Source organism: Pseudomonas sp. 18.1.10 (genome assembly GCF_024655625.1).
Classification (GTDB): Bacteria; Pseudomonadota; Gammaproteobacteria; order Pseudomonadales; family Pseudomonadaceae; genus Aquipseudomonas.
Genome location: NZ_JANLGL010000122.1, coordinates 1 through 18,269, shown reverse-complemented (window position 1 = coordinate 18,269; position 18,269 = coordinate 1). Strand labels below are relative to the sequence as shown.

General features: G+C 57.5%; 14 protein-coding genes and 1 pseudogene. 6 read left to right on the top strand and 9 right to left on the bottom strand.

The window, feature by feature from the left end; all coding sequences use genetic code 11:
• Positions 1-75: 75 nt before the first annotated feature.
• Positions 76-1,479 carry a NorM family multidrug efflux MATE transporter gene (locus NUV89_RS19435; protein WP_257782573.1) on the bottom strand — a complete coding sequence of 468 codons (1,404 nt, stop codon included), beginning with the start codon at positions 1,477-1,479 and terminating at the stop codon, positions 76-78.
• A 152-nt stretch (positions 1,480-1,631) separates the two neighbouring features.
• Here NUV89_RS19435 and NUV89_RS19430 point away from each other — a divergent pair, with 152 nt between their 5' ends.
• Positions 1,632-2,549: a LysR substrate-binding domain-containing protein gene (locus tag NUV89_RS19430; protein ID WP_257782572.1), complete on the top strand. Its 918-nt coding sequence runs from the start codon at positions 1,632-1,634 to the stop codon at positions 2,547-2,549.
• A 180-nt stretch (positions 2,550-2,729) separates the two neighbouring features.
• Positions 2,730-4,706 carry a methyl-accepting chemotaxis protein gene (locus NUV89_RS19425; protein ID WP_257782571.1) on the top strand — a complete coding sequence of 659 codons (1,977 nt, stop codon included), beginning with the start codon at positions 2,730-2,732 and terminating at the stop codon, positions 4,704-4,706.
• A 20-nt stretch (positions 4,707-4,726) separates the two neighbouring features.
• Here NUV89_RS19425 and NUV89_RS19420 read toward each other — a convergent pair whose 3' ends face one another.
• Positions 4,727-6,226 carry a PLP-dependent aminotransferase family protein gene (locus NUV89_RS19420; RefSeq protein WP_257782570.1) on the bottom strand — a complete coding sequence of 500 codons (1,500 nt, stop codon included), beginning with the start codon at positions 6,224-6,226 and terminating at the stop codon, positions 4,727-4,729.
• A gap of 105 nt (positions 6,227-6,331) precedes the next feature.
• Here NUV89_RS19420 and NUV89_RS19415 point away from each other — a divergent pair, with 105 nt between their 5' ends.
• The gene (locus NUV89_RS19415; RefSeq protein WP_257782569.1) at positions 6,332-7,561 is read left to right on the top strand and encodes a benzoate/H(+) symporter BenE family transporter; all 1,230 of its coding nucleotides are present in this window, start codon (positions 6,332-6,334) and stop codon (positions 7,559-7,561) included.
• Between the two features lie 7 nt (positions 7,562-7,568).
• Here NUV89_RS19415 and NUV89_RS19410 read toward each other — a convergent pair whose 3' ends face one another.
• The 7 genes and pseudogenes from NUV89_RS19410 to NUV89_RS19380 all read right to left on the bottom strand — a co-directional run bounded on the left by NUV89_RS19410 (position 7,569) and on the right by NUV89_RS19380 (position 15,304).
• On the bottom strand, positions 7,569-8,852 hold the full coding sequence (locus NUV89_RS19410; protein ID WP_257782568.1) for a YifB family Mg chelatase-like AAA ATPase: 1,284 nt from the start codon (positions 8,850-8,852) through the stop codon (positions 7,569-7,571).
• Between the two features lie 126 nt (positions 8,853-8,978).
• Positions 8,979-9,395 carry a hypothetical protein gene (locus NUV89_RS19405; protein ID WP_046070067.1) on the bottom strand — a complete coding sequence of 139 codons (417 nt, stop codon included), beginning with the start codon at positions 9,393-9,395 and terminating at the stop codon, positions 8,979-8,981.
• Positions 9,385-11,424 carry a hypothetical protein gene (locus tag NUV89_RS19400; protein ID WP_198834239.1) on the bottom strand — a complete coding sequence of 680 codons (2,040 nt, stop codon included), beginning with the start codon at positions 11,422-11,424 and terminating at the stop codon, positions 9,385-9,387. Before NUV89_RS19400 ends, NUV89_RS19405 begins: the two co-directional genes overlap by 11 nt.
• Positions 11,417-13,087 carry a hypothetical protein gene (locus NUV89_RS19395; protein ID WP_257782567.1) on the bottom strand — a complete coding sequence of 557 codons (1,671 nt, stop codon included), beginning with the start codon at positions 13,085-13,087 and terminating at the stop codon, positions 11,417-11,419. The genes NUV89_RS19400 and NUV89_RS19395 overlap by 8 nt, the downstream gene beginning before the upstream one ends.
• A 16-nt stretch (positions 13,088-13,103) precedes the next feature.
• A complete protein-coding gene (locus NUV89_RS19390) occupies positions 13,104-14,381 on the bottom strand; it encodes a site-specific integrase (RefSeq protein WP_026136911.1) in 1,278 nt (425 codons plus the stop codon).
• 183 nt (positions 14,382-14,564) lie between these two features.
• Positions 14,565-14,801, bottom strand: a pseudogene (locus NUV89_RS19385) (magnesium chelatase domain-containing protein); the annotation flags it as partial.
• A gap of 239 nt (positions 14,802-15,040) precedes the next feature.
• The gene (locus tag NUV89_RS19380) at positions 15,041-15,304 is read right to left on the bottom strand and encodes an accessory factor UbiK family protein (protein ID WP_257782566.1); all 264 of its coding nucleotides are present in this window, start codon (positions 15,302-15,304) and stop codon (positions 15,041-15,043) included.
• Positions 15,305-15,726: 422 nt separating this feature from the next.
• Between NUV89_RS19380 and glnK the strand changes: the two genes are divergently transcribed.
• The 3 genes from glnK (at position 15,727) to sutA (ending at position 18,118) form a co-directional block, all read left to right on the top strand.
• Positions 15,727-16,065 (top strand): P-II family nitrogen regulator, encoded by a 339-nt coding sequence (gene glnK, locus NUV89_RS19375; protein WP_002555808.1) that lies wholly within the window; start codon positions 15,727-15,729, stop codon positions 16,063-16,065.
• A gap of 34 nt (positions 16,066-16,099) precedes the next feature.
• A complete protein-coding gene (locus tag NUV89_RS19370; RefSeq protein WP_017736993.1) occupies positions 16,100-17,437 on the top strand; it encodes an ammonium transporter in 1,338 nt (445 codons plus the stop codon).
• A 345-nt stretch (positions 17,438-17,782) separates the two neighbouring features.
• Positions 17,783-18,118: a transcriptional regulator SutA gene (gene sutA / locus NUV89_RS19365; protein ID WP_257782565.1), complete on the top strand. Its 336-nt coding sequence runs from the start codon at positions 17,783-17,785 to the stop codon at positions 18,116-18,118.
• Positions 18,119-18,269 lie beyond the last annotated feature (151 nt).

Genomic DNA, 18,269 nt, shown 5'->3' with positions numbered 1-18,269 from the left:
AGTCAATGAATTTGTATCTGACCCACCGCATTCGCGAGCAAGCCCGCTCCCACAGTTTTTGACCGCGTCAGGTCTTTACTCCGCCTGAGCGGCTTGAAATGAGGCTTGAACCTGCGGCTCCCGCCGAATCATCCGCTTCATCTTCGCCTCAAACGCCCACGTCAGGCTCACCGCCGCACACGCCAGCCCCAGCGCCAGGCCCCACCACACGCCGGTCGGTCCCCAGCCCAGGGTGAACGCCATCAGCCACGCCGCCGGCGCACCGATCAGCCAGTAGCAACCCAGGCCCACCAGGAACGTGGTCTTGGCGTCCTTCAGCCCACGGATACAACCCATGGCGATGGTCTGCACACCGTCGAACAATTCAAACCACGCCGCCACGGCCAACAGGCTGACGGCCAGCACGATCACGTCGTGGAACTTCGGGTCATTGTGGTCGAGGAACAGCCCGATCAACGGGTCGGACAACAACCAGAACACGGCGGCAAATCCAAGCATCACCGTCGCGCCAAAACCGATGCCGACCCGGCCAGCCAGACGCGCCTGCAGCAACTGCCCGGCGCCGTAATGCTGGCCGATGCGCATGGTCACCGCGTAGGACATCCCCGCCGGCACCATGAACGCCACCGAAACAATCTGCAGGGCGATCTGATGCGCCGCCAACTGCGTGCTGCCCATGGTGCCCATGCACAGCGCCGCGAAGGCGAACAACCCGACCTCCACCGCATAGGTGCCGCCAATCGGCAGGCCCAGGCGCCACAGCTCGCGCAGGTAGGAGGTGTTGAGGCGCAGCAAGCCCGTGCCCAGCGGGTAAGCGGCATACGCACGGTTGCTGCGGATGTACCACATCAACGCCAAGGCCATGCCGTTGGCGACGATGGCGGTGACCAGGCCGATGCCCATCAAGCCCAGTTTCGGCAGGCCGAACATGCCCTCGATCAGGGCATGGTTGAGCAGGTAGTTGATGACCGTACCGCACAGGCTGATGACCATCACCGGCGTGGCTTTGCCGATGGCGCTGGTGAAGCCGCGCAAGGCCATGAAACTCAGGTAGCCGGGCAGGGCAAACGGCAGGATCGTGAGGAATTGCCCCGCCGCCTGAACGTTGGTTTCGGTCTGGCCAAACATCAACAGCACGGGCTTTAGGTTCCACAGCAGCAACGCCGCCGCGAGGGCCATCAGCATGGCGAGCCACAACCCGGCCTGGGTCAGGCGGGTGGCGCCTTCGATATCGCCCGCGCCGTGACGGATCGCCACCAGGGTGCCCACGGCGGCAATCACGCCGATGCAGAAAATCGCCACGAACGAATAGCTGGCCGCCCCCAGGCCGCCGCCGGCCAGGGCTTCGGGGCTCAGGCGCGCCATCATCAGGGTGTCGGTCAACACCATCAGCATGTGTGCCAACTGTGAGGCAATCAACGGCCCCGACAGCCGCAGAATGGCCCAGAGTTCGGTACGTGCCGGATGCTGCATTATCATCACGCTCAAATAGTCAGGGGGTTGTGGAAGGGTTGATTCTCGGCGCTCTCGGCCGATTGCACAAAGGGATAAAAGCGATCGTTCGCATGATTAAAACTCATGCCCGATTGATTCTGGTAGGGTTTCGCCATCCTGCTGTCGGAGCTTTCCGCATGTCCCGTCGTCTTCCTCCTCTTTACGCCCTGCGGGCTTTTGAAGCCGCGTCCCGGCACAACTCCTTCACCCGCGCGGCGGAAGAACTGTCGATTACGCAAAGTGCGGTGAGCCGGCATATCCGCACCCTTGAGGACCACTTCGCCTGCCGCCTGTTCCAGCGCAGCGGTCGCACCTTGCAGCTCACCGAAGCGGCGCGCCTGTTGTTGCCCGGCGTGCGCGAGGGGTTTGCGGCACTGGAGCGTGCCTGCCATACCTTGAACGCCGAAGATGACATCCTGCGCATGAAGGCGCCTTCCACCCTGACCATGCGCTGGCTGCTGGCGCGGCTCAGTCGTTTTCGCGCCTTGCAGCCGGGCAACGAAGTGCAGTTGACCAGCGCGTGGATGAACGTGGATGAAGTGGACTTCAACCAGGAGCCCTTCGACTGTGCGGTGTTGTTGAGCTACGGGCATTTCCCGGCGGATTGGGAGGCGTGCTACCTGTACCCGGAGTTGCTGATTCCAGTCGGCGCGCCAAACCTGTTGGACGACGGGCCATGGGACGCCGCACGCCTGGCGACGGCCGAGCTGTTGCATCCCACACCCGACCGCCGCGACTGGCGCAGCTGGCTGGAGCGCATGGGCTTGTCGTCGCAGGTATCGCTCAAGGGCGGCCAGGTGTTCGACACCCTTGAACTGGGCATGATCGCCGCCGCGCGGGGCTACGGCGTGTCCATGGGGGATTTGTTGATGGTGGCCGAAGACGTGGCCCAGGGGCGCTTGAGCCTGCCATGGCCCACCGCGGTGGCCAGTGGGGAAAGTTACTACCTGGTGTGGCCGAAAACCCGCCCCGGCGGTGAGCGGTTGCGGCGCCTGGCGGACTTCCTGCAAAGCGAAGTCAAAGCCATGGAATTGCCCCAGGTCGAGCGCCTGTAATGAAGCGTTGCGCACCGTTCATGCAATCGTTTGCGCGATAACCCTGTGAATCGCTCAAGTATTGCCCTGGCACGCCGAAGTAGGTGTGTTGGAACCATCGTGCCCCAACGCTTCCCACTAGATAAATTGCCGAGCAGCGCTATGAGATCAGGATGATCCTGGCCTCGGCCAGGAGCTGTCATGTCTCAACCTCGCGCCCGGATCGCCTCCCAGCTAGGCCTCGCGCTCGCCGTGATTCTGGCTGTCGTCATCAGCGGCAGCACCGTGTTTGCCTTGCGTTCCCTCGACTCCGCCAACCTCGACACCCGCGAGGAGCACCTGGCCAGCGAAGCACGCCTGCTCGCCGACCAGCTCAATACCTTCCACAGCACCTTGCGCGAAAGTACCCAGCGTTTGAGCGGGCTGTTTGAAAAGCGCTTCGGCGCCGGTTTGAGCGTGCGTGCCGACCAGCCGGTGACCGTGGCCGGCGTACAGACCCCGAGCCTGTTCCTGGGCAGCGATCTGTTGAACAACGATTTCGCCGAAGTCGATGAGTTCAAGGACACCTCGGGCGGCGTGGCCACGGTGTTTGTGCGCAACGGCGAGGACTTTATCCGCGTCAGCACGTCCCTGACCAAACAGGACGGCAGCCGCGCCATCGGCACGGCGCTGGATCACCAGCACCCGGCCTATCAACGCTTGCTGGCCGGGCAGAACTACGTCGGCCGTGCCGTGTTGTTCGAACGTTCCTACATGACCCAGTACACACCGGTACGCGACAGTGCAGGAAAAGTCATCGCCGTGCTGTTTGTGGGCTTCGATTACACCGACGCGCAGAACGCCCAGTTCGACAACCTCAAGCGCTTCCGCATCGGCCAGACCGGCTCCCTGGCGTTGCTCGATGAGCAGAAGAAGTGGCTGGTGCCACCGGCAGGCGTGCAGGCGCTGGACCAGGCGGTCCCGGTAGTGCTCGACCTGGCGAAAAAGCCGGGCGCCGGGCGGTTCTGGAGCGACAAGAACGAAGACTTCTACAGCGTCGCGGTGCCGTTCGAGGGCGGCCCGTGGTCGGTGGTGGCCAGCATGCCGAAGGCTGAGATCCGTGCAGTCACCTGGGCCGTGGGGATTCGTTTGGTGATCGGCAGCGTGCTGGCGATGTTGCTGGCGGTCGGCGCGGCGGTCTGGCTGCTGCGCAGCAAATTGCAGCCGTTGAGCGACCTGGTGCGCCAGGCCGAGGCCCTGGGCGCGGGTGATTTGAGCGCGCGCTTGAACGTGTCCAGCCATGACGAAATCGGCCAACTGGCGCGCAGTTTCAACCAGATGGGTGAAGCGTTGTCGACCATGGTCTCGCATATCCGCAAGGCGGCTGAAGAGGTCAACAGCCGGGCGCAGGCGTTGTCCGGATTGTCTGGCGGGGCCTATGAAGGCATGGAGCAGCAGTCTGGCGAGATCACCAGCATGGCCGGCGCCGTGGAAGAGTTCAGCGCCACTTCGCTGAACATCGCCGACAACATGGGCAATACCGAACGCCTCGCCCAGGAAAACGCCCAGCAGACACGCATCGGCCGCAACTCGATGCAAGAGGCGTCGTCGTCCCTGGAACATATCGCCACCGCGCTGAACAGCACGGCCACCGTGATCAATACCTTGGGCCAGCGTTCCCAGGAGATCGGCGGGATTGTCGGCACGATCACCTCCATCGCCGACCAGACCAACCTGCTGGCGCTCAATGCCGCCATCGAAGCCGCCCGTGCCGGTGAGCAGGGCCGTGGGTTTGCCGTGGTCGCCGATGAGGTGCGCAACCTGGCGTCGCGCACCCGCGAGGCTACCGACGAAATTTCCGCGATGATCCAGAGCATCCAGCAGGAAACCGGCAACGCCATCACCACCATGGAACACGGCAATGTGCTGATGCAGGAAGGCCTGTCGCGCAACGCCGACGTGGCCTCGGCCCTTGCGCGCATCGACGAGCAAAGCCGCTCGGCGGGGCAGCAGTTTGCCGCGATCACCACGGCGACCCAGGAACAGAGCAGCACGGCGACGTTGCTCAGCAGCAACTTGCAGAGTATTGCGCTGGCCAACAGCGAGCAGCGCGAAGTGGTGTCGAACCTGGCGATTACGGCCAAGGAGCTGGAGACGTTGGCGGCAGGCTTGCGCCAAGAGGTCGACCGCTTCCGTTGAAGGTCGGCGCCGGGGCTGGCCTATGGGTTTTTCAGCGCACCCGCCAGGCGCACCATGGCGGTTTCGATTTCATGGGCGTTCAAGGATGAATAGCCCAGCAGCCAGCCCTGCTTTTTTTCGTCGCCGGCGTATAACCGGCTGAGACCGGGCAACTGCACACCGGCGCTGGCGGCTTGGCGAATGGTGGTTTCTTCTGACCAGCCTTCGTGCAGCAAGCACGGGATTTGCAGCCCGCCCGGCGGGCGGCAGGCTGTCACCACACCGTGCAGATGCTTGCCGATCGCCTCCAACATGAGCGTTTGGCGTGCGCCGTAGAGTTTGCGCATGGCCCGGACGTGGGCGTTGTAATGCCCGTCCTCCATAAAGCGCGCCAGTGTCAGTTGCAGGCTCTGCGGTGTGTGGCCGTCCATCATGCTGCGGGCGTAGGTGAACGCTTTGACCAATTCGGCTGGCAGCACCATGTAGCCCATGCGCAGGCCGGGGTAGAGGGTCTTGCTGAAGGTGCCGATGTAGAGCGTGCGCCGGTACTTGTCCAGGCCCTGCACGCAGGCGGTGGGTTTGCCTTGGTAGTGAAACTCGCTGTCATAGTCATCCTCGATGATCCACTTGCCGTGTTCCGCTGCCCAGTGGATCAACTCAAGACGACGTTCCAGGGCCAACGTGACGCCGGTCGGGTATTGGTGGGAGGGCGTCACATACACGCAAGGGGCGCCGCTGCGGTCGGCGTGCAGCAGGTCGGTGCGTATGCCGTGCTCATCGACGTCGATCGGCACAACCCTGGCCTCGGCGGTTTCAAACGCCTTTTTCGCGCCAAAGTACCCCGGGTTCTCCAGCAGGATCGGTTTGCCGACGTCCACCAGCAACTGTGCGCAGAGAAACAGCGCCTGGCGCGTACTGCTTAGCACCAGCACCTGGTCCGGCGAGCATTTGGCGCCACGCTCAAGGTTCAAGTAGGTGGCGATGGCTTTGCGCAATGGCTCAGCGCCCTGCGGGTCGCCGTGCAACAGCACGTTGCTGCGATGGTCCTTCATCACCTGGCGTTGCAGGCGCTCCCAGACGTCCGTCGGGAACGTCCGTGTTTCCGGCAGGCCGGTGGCAAACGCCTTGATGACCTGTTGATCGTTCACGCCGCCGCTGTCGAGGATCATCCTGCCGCGCTGACTCAAGCCTGCGCCGTTCGCCGCCTCGCTGCTTTTGACGGCTTCGGCCTTGGTGCGTCGGCGCGAGGCACCGCGCAATTCGGTGCCGATGGCATCGCACACATAGCTGCCAGAGCCTGCGCGCCGCACGATGAAACCATCACGGTGCAACTGCACGTAGGCGTTTTCCACCGTGTCGCGGGCAAGCCCCAGTGATTTGGCCAGCACCCGCGTCGCCGGCAGCTTCAGGCCGGGCGCCAGTGCGCCGTCGAGGATCAGCGTGCGCAATGCGCGCTGGATACGCTGGTGCAGGTCCAGCAGGCGCAATTCAGCATCATTGAGCCGCATCTGCAGCGTTTCCAATTCGAACGTTTTTGCCATGCGGTCTGCTCATCCTTGATGAATTGGCCGGTAGTGGCAGGCCAGTCTGTCCGTAGACTTTAACCCTTGCTGCTATCACCTATCCACCGCAAGGAGCAACGCCCCATGTCCTCTCCGCTCTCGTCGCCGTTGCGCTGGCGCGACCTGTTCCACCCGGTGATTGCCGGGCTTATTTCGGTGATCGTCAATTATGGCGGCACCTTTATCCTGGTGTTCCAGGCGGCCAGGGTTGCGGGGCTCAGCTCTGAGCTGACGGCGTCGTGGGTGTGGTCGGTGTCGATTGGCGTTGGCGTCACCGGGTTGTATCTCAGTTGGGCAAACCGTCAGCCGATCATCACCGCGTGGTCGACGCCTGCCGCGGCGTTTCTGGTGGTTGCGCTGGCCACGACGCCCTACGCCGAGGCGGTCGGTGCGTACATGCTGTCAGCTGCCGCCTTTGTGTTGCTGGGGTTGTCGGGCTGTTTCGAAAAACTCATCCGCTTGATTCCGCCCGGCATCGCCGCCGCGCTGCTCGCCGGTATCCTGCTGCCGTTCGGGGTGGGCGCGTTTGCGGGCATGAGCCTCGACCCGCTGTTGGTCGGGTTGTTGGTCGTCGCCTACATCCTGCTCAAGCGGTTTACCGCGCGTTACGCCGTTGTTGGCATTCTGGTGCTGGGGCTGGCGTTTCTGTTGACACAGGCGCGCGTGGATCTTTCGGGGCTATCCCTGCAATTGGCGGCGCCGGTGTTCACCCCGCCTGAGTTCTCGCTCAATGCGCTGCTCAGCGTGGCACTGCCGCTCTTTCTAATCACGCTGACGGGGCAGTACATGCCAGGCATGCTGGTGCTGCGCAACGACGGCTTCAAGATCAGCGCCAACCCGATCCTCACGGTAACTGGGCTGGGCTCGCTGTTAATGGCGCCCTTTGGCTCCCACGCGTTCAACGTGGCGGCCATCACCGCCGCGATCTGTACCGGCAAGGAAGCCTCGCAAGACCCCTCCAGGCGCTGGATCGCGGGGGTTGCCGCCGGTGTGTTCTATATCCTAGTCGGGGTCTTCGGGGTGACGCTGGCTGCGGTGTTCATGGCGTTCCCGGCCACCTTCATTACGACGCTGGCCGGCTTGGCCCTGCTCGGCACCATCGGCGCGAGCCTGGCCAGCGCCATGGCTGACGCCAAATCCCGAGAGGCATCGCTGATAACCTTTCTGGCGTGCGCTGCCAATATCACCCTGTTGGGCATAGGCGGGGCGTTTTGGGGGCTGTTGATCGGGCTGGCGGCGTATGCGTTGCTCAATGGCCGCCTGCCCAGGAGAAAGACGGCAGCAGACGATTCGACCGAGGGCGCCACGCAATAAGGCTCGCCTATCGGTGGTCACCCTGGCTGCACGCTGCTGGCCGGTATTGCAGGGCTTCGGCAATGTGCTGGCGACCGATAGTTTCCGCGCGCTCCAGGTCTGCCAGGGTGCGCGCCACTTTCAGCAGCCGGTGGGCGGCGCGCAGGGACAGGGTCAGCCGCTCGCACGCGCTTTCCAGCCAGGCTTCATCGGGCTTGGACAGCGCGCAATGCCGGCGCAGCCCAGGTAAATCCAGGAACGCATTGGCACAGCCCTGGCGGTTTTGCTGGCGCTCCCGGGCCTGGGCCACCAGCGCCGACGCGGTGGCCGTGTTGTCGCCGGTTTGTGGCGCCGGGTTCAACGCGGTGGTTTCCCGGGCGACGGTCAGGTGCAGGTCGATCCGGTCCAGCAACGGTCCGGAGAGCTTGTTGCGATAGCGCTGGATCTGCTCCGGCGTGCAGCGACAGCGCCCGCTGGGTTCGCCCATGTAGCCACAGGGGCAGGGGTTCATTGCGGCCACCAGCTGAAAGCGCGCGGGAAAGCTCACACGGTCGCGGGCGCGGGAGATGACGATGTGCCCCGACTCCAAAGGCTCGCGCAGAACCTCCAGCACCTTGCGATCAAACTCCGGTAACTCATCCAGAAACAATACGCCGTGATGGGCCAGGGTGATTTCCCCCGGCTGCGGCTTTGATCCGCCGCCCACCAAGGCCGGGCCTGACGCCGAATGGTGGGGCTGACGAAACGGTCGATGCGGCCAATGGCTCAGGGGTGCCAGGCTGACCACGGATTGAATCGCTGCCACTTCCAGCGCTTCCTGCTCACTTAGTGGCGGCAACAAGCCGGGCAGGCGGCTGGCGAGCAAGGTCTTGCCCGTTCCGGGAGGCCCGCTGAACAGCAGGTTGTGGGCGCCCGCGGCCGCAATCAACAGTGCGCGCTTGGCCGCGAGCTGGCCCTGTACTTCGCACAAGTCCGGGTACGGCTTGTTCAAGTACAGCAAGCCATCGGATGTGTAAGGTTCAATCGGTTGGTGACCGTTCAGGTGTGCCACGACCTGCAACAGGTGATCCACCGCGATCACCTTCAAGCCCGACGCCAGGCACGCTTCCTCGGCATTCGCCCTGGGCACTATCACGGTGCGCCCGGCCTTGCGCGCCGCCAATGCCGCAGGCAATACACCCTTCACCGCACGCACCTCGCCGGACAGCGCCAGTTCGCCCAGGCATTCCACCTCATCAAGCATCAACGCCGGCACCTGCAGACTGGCGGCCAGGATGCCCAGGGCAATCGCCAGATCAAAACGGCGGCTCAACGGCTAGGTAGGGGGTATGGACACTAGCGCTAAAGCACTAAAAACCGGGCGTTGGCAGTGAATACAACTACTGTCCATACGGACCGATGTTTTCAGAATGCTTTTGAAGCAAATGTCCATGCTGCCCTAGGTATCTCTTCTCTCTCTCAGGACCGTGACGTTGGGAGCCTTTCGCTGAGCATGGAGGCGCTTGTTTTCTATGGTCAAGTCAAAGATTTTGGCGTCAGCCTCCACCAAGCGAGAGAGAGCTGAGTCGCGCTCCATCTTAAGCATTTCGATTTCATTACGTAGGTCCCTGTGCTCTGGCCGACGCGGCTTTGAGCGAGCGCGTTCGGAACTGACTTTTACCGGGCCATGCTGCTTTGCCCACTCTTGAATCTCAGAAATCAAAGCGGGATGTCGAGATTTCTTAAGTGCTGATGGGTCGCATCCAGCTTCTCTAGCCACATTGTTCTGTGAGACTAGCGAATTTTTAGAAATAGTGATTGGCATACCTGCTTTTAATCGATCAAAAGCTCTTCTGAAATTATCTTCAGCACTCATTTGTTGCTCCGTTAATCAAGTCACTGATATTGTCTAAAGCCAGAATTTGCATTCCCAAAGAAACTCTCAACGGTGAATCTGCAGGGGCCGATGTATATCGATTTAGGGTGAGGGACCTCATCCTCTCGACAGCCTTCTTTTTTCGTATATCAATAATTCCCTCCGAGCAGGGAGGTTGGCCGTCTCCACCCCCACATCGAATTACATTTTCAAAGCCCCCATAAGGACAATTACCCGTCTTGGTGCAATTACCAAATATTGTCGGCCTAAGTGAAATCAATCCATTCTTCAGTGCCTTTTGTATTTGGGGTTCCGTTTGCTCGGATATGTCTTTAAGTAAGTTGATTTTATGTGATTCGCCAAACGCGCTTATGAAGCTTGTGCTGATAAGCGATTTCATCTCCTTCGCCATGACTTCATATGTGGCTGAAATATATTCAGACCGAAGCGACTCGTTGAGATTGGCTTGTGAATAGCCGCGACCATAGTACAGTGACATCGCCCGAGATGAGTGCTTTAGCTGGTACTGTATTGATGCGTCTGACACTAGTGATGATGACATCATATTGACTACGCCTGTCCGGCGTAGCTGGTGCCATGCAAAGGGCCAAGGCTTGCCTACAGCAAATCTATTTTCAGGGAAATATGTACTTACCCGTAAGGAAAGCTCGACGTCTTCGCTGGTTATTGCAACTACATCCGAGTCGAACAGTCGAGGGAAGTCGTTGATGCACGAGGTATAGCTAGGGTACGTATGTCTGATAGTTAGATTCCCTGAGTACTGTTTGTTCGACCAAGGCTCTACAGCTGGTAACACTAACCATGGATCTTCAACTATACTGGCGGGAATGCTGTTTGGGGATAGGGAGCATAATGTATTCATTCGAAGCGTTGAAATTGCAGACAATACTTCTATAGCTAGCTCAACGGATGAGGATGTGATCCATCGGGCGTTGTCGTCCTGAAGGGTTTTAGATGTAGATCCGGTCAAAATATAAATTTTCCCGAACTCTTCATCTTCTTCGCATGATAAACACGATTGACGCAACATCCAAGCTTCATTGATGCGCATCATTGAGAAATTAATAATATAGGCGATGCCGACATGCCCTGCCAAAGTTAGATAGGATGTCAGGCACATGACCCCTCGTCCGCCGCCAGTTAGTTTTCCGATCCATTTGGTAAGTACATCTTGAACTCCGTACTCCGCAGCGTATTCGTGAAAGTGCTTCATGTGGAATGTTCTAGGCGTATCAGGTTTTATCCCTTCATAACTACGTATTGTTACTAGTTTTCCTTCTTTTGGGGTTTGATTTCCTAAATCTCCGTTGGTGTGTATATTTAAATAGAAATTATATAGGTTTTCAATTTGAGTCTTGTGCTTCATGAAATCGTCAAGATACTCTTTTAGCCGGGAGACTTGATATTTCCAGATCCTCGGTGGGATATAGGCCGTCTGCACTACACCAACGTCTGTTTTCGGCTTAACCGTTTTGGCGATGTCTCTAGGTGGCAAAATTTCCAGGCCCACGCTATCGCGCCACTCATATAGGACGTGAAGTGAGTATGCTGCAGGACCAGATACCAGACCTTTCTCTGAGATTTCTGATAAAACTCGCGGATAACGGGTCAGCTCAGTTACCTTTATGCCTGCCCGTGAGCAGGCAATGAACAAAGGTTTGAGTACCCTGACGCGAGCAAGCAGGGTGGTTGGGGATCTTACAGCTCTCGGTCCATATAACCACCATGCAGCAATCAGTCTAAGAATATCTGCATTTGATTTGGTTATTGACGCTGTGCCTTTGCGAAGCGGACCATCACCGAAGTTAATCTGCAAAGTGATCTGGGCCCAAGGGCTCAAGTTCCAAATGCTGTCGCCGTAACGACTTACCACTAGACCCTCAGAGTTTATAACGATGGCGTAATCTTGGACGGGCGGCCAAGTGGGAGGTCGAAAGTTCGCGGCGTATGGGCTGACCGACTCTATTTCAAGTTTTAAGCCGAAGTCCTTCGTGGCATGATTATTCATATTGACCCTCTAGCAGATTTATCAAGTCGCTCCATTCAGGGTGGTAATCGGCCTCAGCCACTTTTAATTTTGCTTCAGTTATGTTTACGCGGGCTAAGTCATCAGAATGCGACGCAGATAATAGGCGTGCGTCAATTGCTAAAATTACCTGCTCTGCTGGATGGTCCTTAAACGCTGAATTTCCTGCCCTGGATAACTCTACAGATTTGCAGTACCGGTAGCTCGCAAGCGACCAGAAATGATCTAGCGTATTAACGTCCCTATGGTGAACGCAGAACAGACAACCAGCTGGGCTGACGCAGTCTGGGCTCGGCGAGGTTGACTGAGCGGTCTTAGTCGCTAAGGGGCTTGCGGATACACAAAGCCCTGGAGCAGCAGCTTTCCTAGTAGGGTCGCTCGCTTCCATGAAACGGCTGACTTCAAACGCTGCTATCTGATGGTTCGGGCGGATGTAATTTTGAAGTAGTGTGCGGTCTTCGTGCTGGTTCATCTCTGCGGTTACAGAAGTATCTGCTAATTTGCGAAACAGCCAGTTAGCTCTCGTTTTCCGCAGGTCTCTGGGACCTACATACGTGACCCCGGCGAGTTGGCACCTTTTTCGAATCGACGCAAAGTGAGGTGAAGCGTCCGGTGCTCTTCTTCTCCCTGGCGTAGTCAGTGGAAATAATCTCTCGTCATTTAGTTCCTCTAAAATTGCGGAGCGCCACTTTAGATATGTCTCAAAATGAATTCTGTATTCGCTGTAGACCGTGAATTCGACTTCCCCTTGTCGTCTATTCTTGTAGATGCGGCGAACCTTGTATCCTTCTTCGTAGCTCTGATATGTGAATCTTCCCACTGTTAATTGATTTGCTTGCGCTAAGTTCATGCCGGTTTGGGCAATGAATATTAAGAGCTCAGCCTCGATTCTCAAATTAAACAGAGGGTGCCTAGTTCTCCAAGAATGTTCCTCTGTCCACAACTGCCTCATACGGCTGTTAGGCTTACGGCCGGTTTTACTTAGTTTAAGTCGATCGGGCGGTAATAGTTTGGACCACTCAATAAGGGTATGCCCAGCACGGGTTTCTATCTGAACAGGTAGAGGGCCGTAGATTTTATCTTTTGTGAGCGCTGTTGTGATATCTACAAGGAAATGTCCAAGTGAGACGGCCGTAGCAATCTGATTTTTATCAGAGTTATTATTGTATTGATCCCCTTTCCTTGATTTCTGGAGTCGAGTTTTTGAAATGATTTTGGAGTTTCGCTCAAATAAGCCATCTATTAAAGATGATATCGACACCGCCATGTCAAAAGCTGTAATTGATTTGATGCTCCGTTCGATTCTGCTACGATGTAGAAGAGAGTCTGTCCAGGCTATAAAACTAGTTTCAAGGTTTGCAAGACTGACTTCCACGCCATGTAATTCTCCCCATGTATACAGGCGCCTTAGGTTTAGTATTCCCTTTTTGACTGTGCTTTTTGAGTGGCCGGACTCAATTTTGGCATCCAGCAAATCATAAAATTCTTTTACCAAAGGAATACGATTTGATAGTTTTGGTCCGAACGCTCCTGCCTCTATTGAAGCATTGACCTCATCGGCTCTTGCGGATGACGCGCCAAAATACAGCAAAGGCTCAAGGTCCCAGACTGTCTCCTCTTTTCCATACTTAACGTTACGAAACATGAACTCTCGAGTCGGGTTAGCCATTTTTGCACTTGTCTCCGAGCCCTAAGAATTTCCGAGTGAATTCGTTGGCGCTTGCTGCCTTCGCGGCTGATTGTTCTACGAATTTTATGTACTGCAATGATGTGGCTTCGTTTTTGTGCAACAGCGCTTCTTTGATGATCGCGATAGCGTTGACGGCTCCTGATATCGGTAACAAAATTCTAGCTAGCTGAGTTGCAAACGTGCATCGGGTTTGGTGGAAGTAAAAGCCTTCAAAAACTACTAAGCCTGCGCTTGCAGCTTTTTTTCTTAAGCTATGCATTTCTACGTTAATGGCACTACTTCTTTCTTTCTTCGATTTGGTATATTTGTTTCCAAATCGCGTCAAAAAAACTACTTCTTTGTTTTTATCATCTGCTACCTGCACCCGTGCTTGCCGCCGTGGGCTGATGACATAACTCCTGATGAGGTTTAGATGTTCTTTAACAATCCAAACGTGCCCTGTTACCCCAAATTTAGTCGCTACTGAGGGGGATGCGCCGGGTCCAACAGCGATCTTATAAAGGCCTGATTGATCCGGGTCTATAAAAGCGCGTTCTAGCGAGCTCACTTTTAAATCACAAAGCGTTCCCAGTCTCATCCCCGTGTAAAAGCCCAGCGTGAGCAATAAGTATAGTTCCCAACTGGCGTGCTCAGCCGCATACTCAAGAATTATGTCTCTGTCGTCAGCCGATACCGGTAGCAGTCCGTCTTCCAATCTCAGCGCATTAGCTTTGCGGTTTTTTATGGATAGCTCACTTGATTGAACGATAATGGTCCGTTCGAGCCCCACTGAATTCGGCACTCGTATAGAAATCGTTTGATCTGTCCAAAGAGGCCATTCAGATAACAGAAGTTCTGATGCTAACAGCCATCGGTAGAAATTGATTACATCTCGCATTCTTTGGGATGCAGTTGATGGGGCTAATTGACCTTCATCCCGCATGGCTATCAGGTAACCTCGGTATCTGAACAGACATCGGTCAGCTTTGCGCTGAGGGAACTCCCACCACGTTGTTTGCGTAGCTTCCAGCCAGTTTGCATAGCTCAGCATCGAACTCATGTTAGAGCGGACAGTATCGAGGGATAGGCCATTTTCCGTCGAACGCTGCAGCGCCCAAAGATTAACTTCTCGCCAAGCCTCACCATTAGTCCAAATGATTTGGGGAAGGCCCTCAATCGGTAAGCGTCCTGCTGCGACATACCAGTCAACGCGTTCTTCGGTGACGGAACATCGATATTGCGTGTGTATGAGATTTCTGAGTCTTGCCATACCCATTCCTAGCGAAAGGTTATCCTATCCGCTTGCAGGTACAGGTGTGTTCGTACCTACAAAGTCGGTGCAGGTAGCCCAACATAACGAATCAGCGAAATTTTCCCAGTGACTCCTGAGATTTTCTGTCCATAGGCTCAAGCACCTATCTTGTGGCGTGTCCTTGGCTGCACCTAACCCGTACCCGCCGTCCTTGGGCAGGTCGGCGGGCGCGAGGTTGAGGGTGATGCGGCGCGCGGGATATTGCAGGGCGCTATTGAGGATGGCGCTGCGTACGCGGTCCTTGCTTTCCTTGACGGCGGTTTCGGGCAGGCCCACCAGGGTGAGCGACGGCAAACCATTGGCCATATGCACTTCGACGGTGACCGCCGGGGCTTCGACGCCGACTTGGGCGCGACTGTGGACGATGGCGAGGGACATGATCGTTCCTTGAAATGGAGAGGCCGCTTCCTGCGGATTTTTCAAGGGTAGACGAGGTGGGGAAGAGCGAGGCGGGGGAGGTTTTACAGAACGTATCCAGAGAGCAACACAGAACAAATGTGGGAGCTGGCTTGTGTGGGAGCGGGCTTGCTCGCGAATGCGGTGTGTCAGTCAAAGATCAACTAACTGATCCACCGCCTTCGCAGGCAAGCCAGCTCCCACATTTTGACCGAGTTGAGTCAGTTACTCGGCAGCGGGGTCAATCGCGCTTCCAGTTCGGCGACTTTCGCTTCCAAACTCTCCAGCCGCGCACGTGTGCGGGCCAGCACGACCATCTGGCTGTCAAATTCTTCCCGGCTCACCAGGTCGAGCTTGCTGAAGCCGCTTTGCAGCAGCGCCTTGAACTGGCTTTCGATTTCAGTGCGGGGCAGCGGGGTTTCGCCGCTGAACAGGCGAGAGGCGTGGCCGCTCAGGGCGTCGAGGAGGTCTTTGGGCGCGAGCATGGGAAATATTCCGAGAAACTGTTGGCCGGCAGTGTATCACGCGGCGTCTATAGTCTTTTTTACCGCCGCCCGCGCACGCTTTTCGCGCAACGTGCCGTACAGCGGCGCACTGTTTTTGTGCGCATTGCCGTCGCCAAAACACCCCGCAACTGGGCAAACGTGGGCAAAGGACTGATTTCAGTGATTTTTACGGAGCTGGCAAGGTTTCTGCTTAGACGATCATGACCCATGCACTGATGCAGTCGCTGTGACGAATGCAGTGCGCCGACGGATCAGGGGTACAGGTTTCGTCACCAGTGGATCGCTGGCGTCACAAAGGCAATTGCCTTCGCGACGACGCGTTACAAAGCCAGGCACTGCGCTTAGACTTGAGACGGGTTTGTTTTCCTGGGGCAAGTCCACCAATTCGGGAGAGAGTTTTCATGAAGCTAGTCACTGCCATCATCAAGCCGTTCAAGTTGGACGATGTACGCGAGTCGTTGTCCGAGATCGGCGTGCAGGGCATTACCGTCACTGAGGTCAAAGGCTTCGGTCGGCAGAAGGGTCACACCGAGCTGTATCGCGGCGCGGAATACGTGGTCGATTTCCTGCCGAAGGTGAAGATTGATGTCGCCATTGACGACAAGGATCTTGACCGGGTTATCGAGGCGATAACCAAGGCGGCCAACACCGGCAAGATCGGTGACGGCAAGATCTTCGTGGTCAATCTGGAACAGGCTATTCGCATCCGTACCGGCGAAACCGATACCGACGCAATCTAAGCCGCCAAACCCCAACGCCCCAGGAGAAAACAATATGACTCTGCGTAAATTCGCAGGGCTCGGAGCCCTGTTGTCCATCGTAATGCCAAGCCTGGCCATGGCGGCAGACGAAGTGGCTGCTCCAGTCCTCAATTCCGGCGACACCGCCTGGATGCTGACGGCCACCGCTTTGGTGCTGTTCATGACCATCCCTGGCCTGGCGCTGTTCTACGGCGGCATGGTCCGCTCCAAGAATATTCTGTCGGTGATGATGCAGTGCTTCGCCATCACTGGCCTTATCAGCATTCTGTGGGTTGTCTACGGCTACAGCATCGCGTTCGATACCACCGGTATGGAACAGGGTGTGGTCAACTTCAACTCCTTCTTCGGCGGCATGGGCAAGGCGTTCCTGGCGGGCGTGACCCCGGCCAGCATCACCGGGCCTGCGGCGCTGTTCCCGGAAGCGGTGTTCATCACCTTCCAGATGACTTTCGCCATCATCACCCCGGCCCTGATCGTCGGTGCCTTCGCCGAGCGCATGAAGTTCTCCGCGATGCTGATCTTCATGGCTATCTGGTTCACCCTGGTCTATGCGCCGATTGCGCACATGGTCTGGAGCGGCAACGGCGGCCTGATGTGGGACTGGGGCGTGCTGGACTTCGCCGGCGGCACCGTGGTGCACATCAACGCCGGTGTGGCTGGCCTGGTGGCGTGCATCGTGCTCGGCAAGCGCAAAGGCTTCCCGACTACCCCAATGGCGCCGCACAATCTCGGTTACACCCTGATCGGCGCGGCCATGCTGTGGATCGGCTGGTTCGGCTTCAACGCCGGTTCCGCTGCTGCGGCCAACGGCACTGCCGGCATGGCGATGCTGGTTACCCAGATCGCTACCGCAGCTGCTGCGCTGGGCTGGATGTTCGCCGAGTGGATCACCCACGGTAAGCCAAGCGCACTGGGCATTGCCTCGGGCGTGGTAGCCGGCCTGGTGGCAATCACGCCAGCCGCTGGCACCGTGGGCCCGATGGGCGCCCTGGTGATCGGCCTGGTGGCTGGTGTGATCTGCTTCTTCTGCGCCACCAGCCTCAAGCGCAAGCTGGGCTACGATGACTCCCTGGACGCATTCGGCGTGCACGGTATCGGCGGTATCGTCGGTGCAATCCTCACGGGTGTGTTCGCAGCCCCTGCATTGGGCGGCTTCGGCACCGTGACTGACGTCGCGGCGCAGGTCTGGATCCAGTGCAAAGGCGTTGGCTTCACCGTGATCTACACGGCAATCGTGACCTACATCATCCTCAAGGTGCTGGACATGGTCATGGGCCTGCGGGTCACCGAAGAGGAAGAGGCTGTCGGCCTCGACCTGGCGCAGCACAACGAACGCGGCTACAACTTGTAAGTGCGCGAAAAAAAATGCCCGGCTTGCCGGGCATTTTTTTGTCTGGTGTTTGTGAGAGAGCACGCGGCGTGTCCTCGCATGCGAATGTCTTACAGGCATGTAGGCGTATTCGACACTTTGTTTTTTCCCAGAGCGCGCTAGAATGCGCGCCGATGGGCGCAAAACTGTATTTATCTGGGCGAGCAGCGTGAACCTGGCGCTGCTTGTGAAGTCCTCGCCACCTCTCGCGGTGATGGGGCATAAGCCACTGGTTATCCAGTGGATGTTGATTTTTTTCCGGCGGCCTCGACAGGGGATGAAGCTGGGCTATAACTAATCTGCTTTTCGCAAGTCATGAGGTAGAACATGAGCGACGATGATCTGGAAAACGACGACCTCGAAGTAGGTGACGACGACGAGACCGAAGATAGTCTTGAGGCGGTAGCCGATGACGGTGGTGCCGACGAAGCCGAGGACAGTGGCGACGGCGACGCAGCACCCAAAGCCAAAGGCAAAGCCAAGGCTGCTGTTTCGGTAGACGAACTGCCGAGCGTTGAAGCCAAGAACAAAGAGCGCGATGCGTTGGCCCGTGCGATGGAAGAATTCCTCGCTAAAGGCGGCAAAGTGCAGGAAGTCGAGGCCAACGTGGTGGCTGATCCACCGAAGAAGCCGGATAACAAGTACGGCAGCCGACCTATCTGAGGTCAGCCACCTGCTTGTAAGAAAAAGCCCGCCGTCGCTGCGGGCTTTTTCATGCCTGGAGTAAATTCCTAAGGCCCACCGCATACCAAATGTGGGAGCGGGCTTGCTCGCGAATGCGGTCTGTCAGTCACTGATGTGCCGACTGATACAC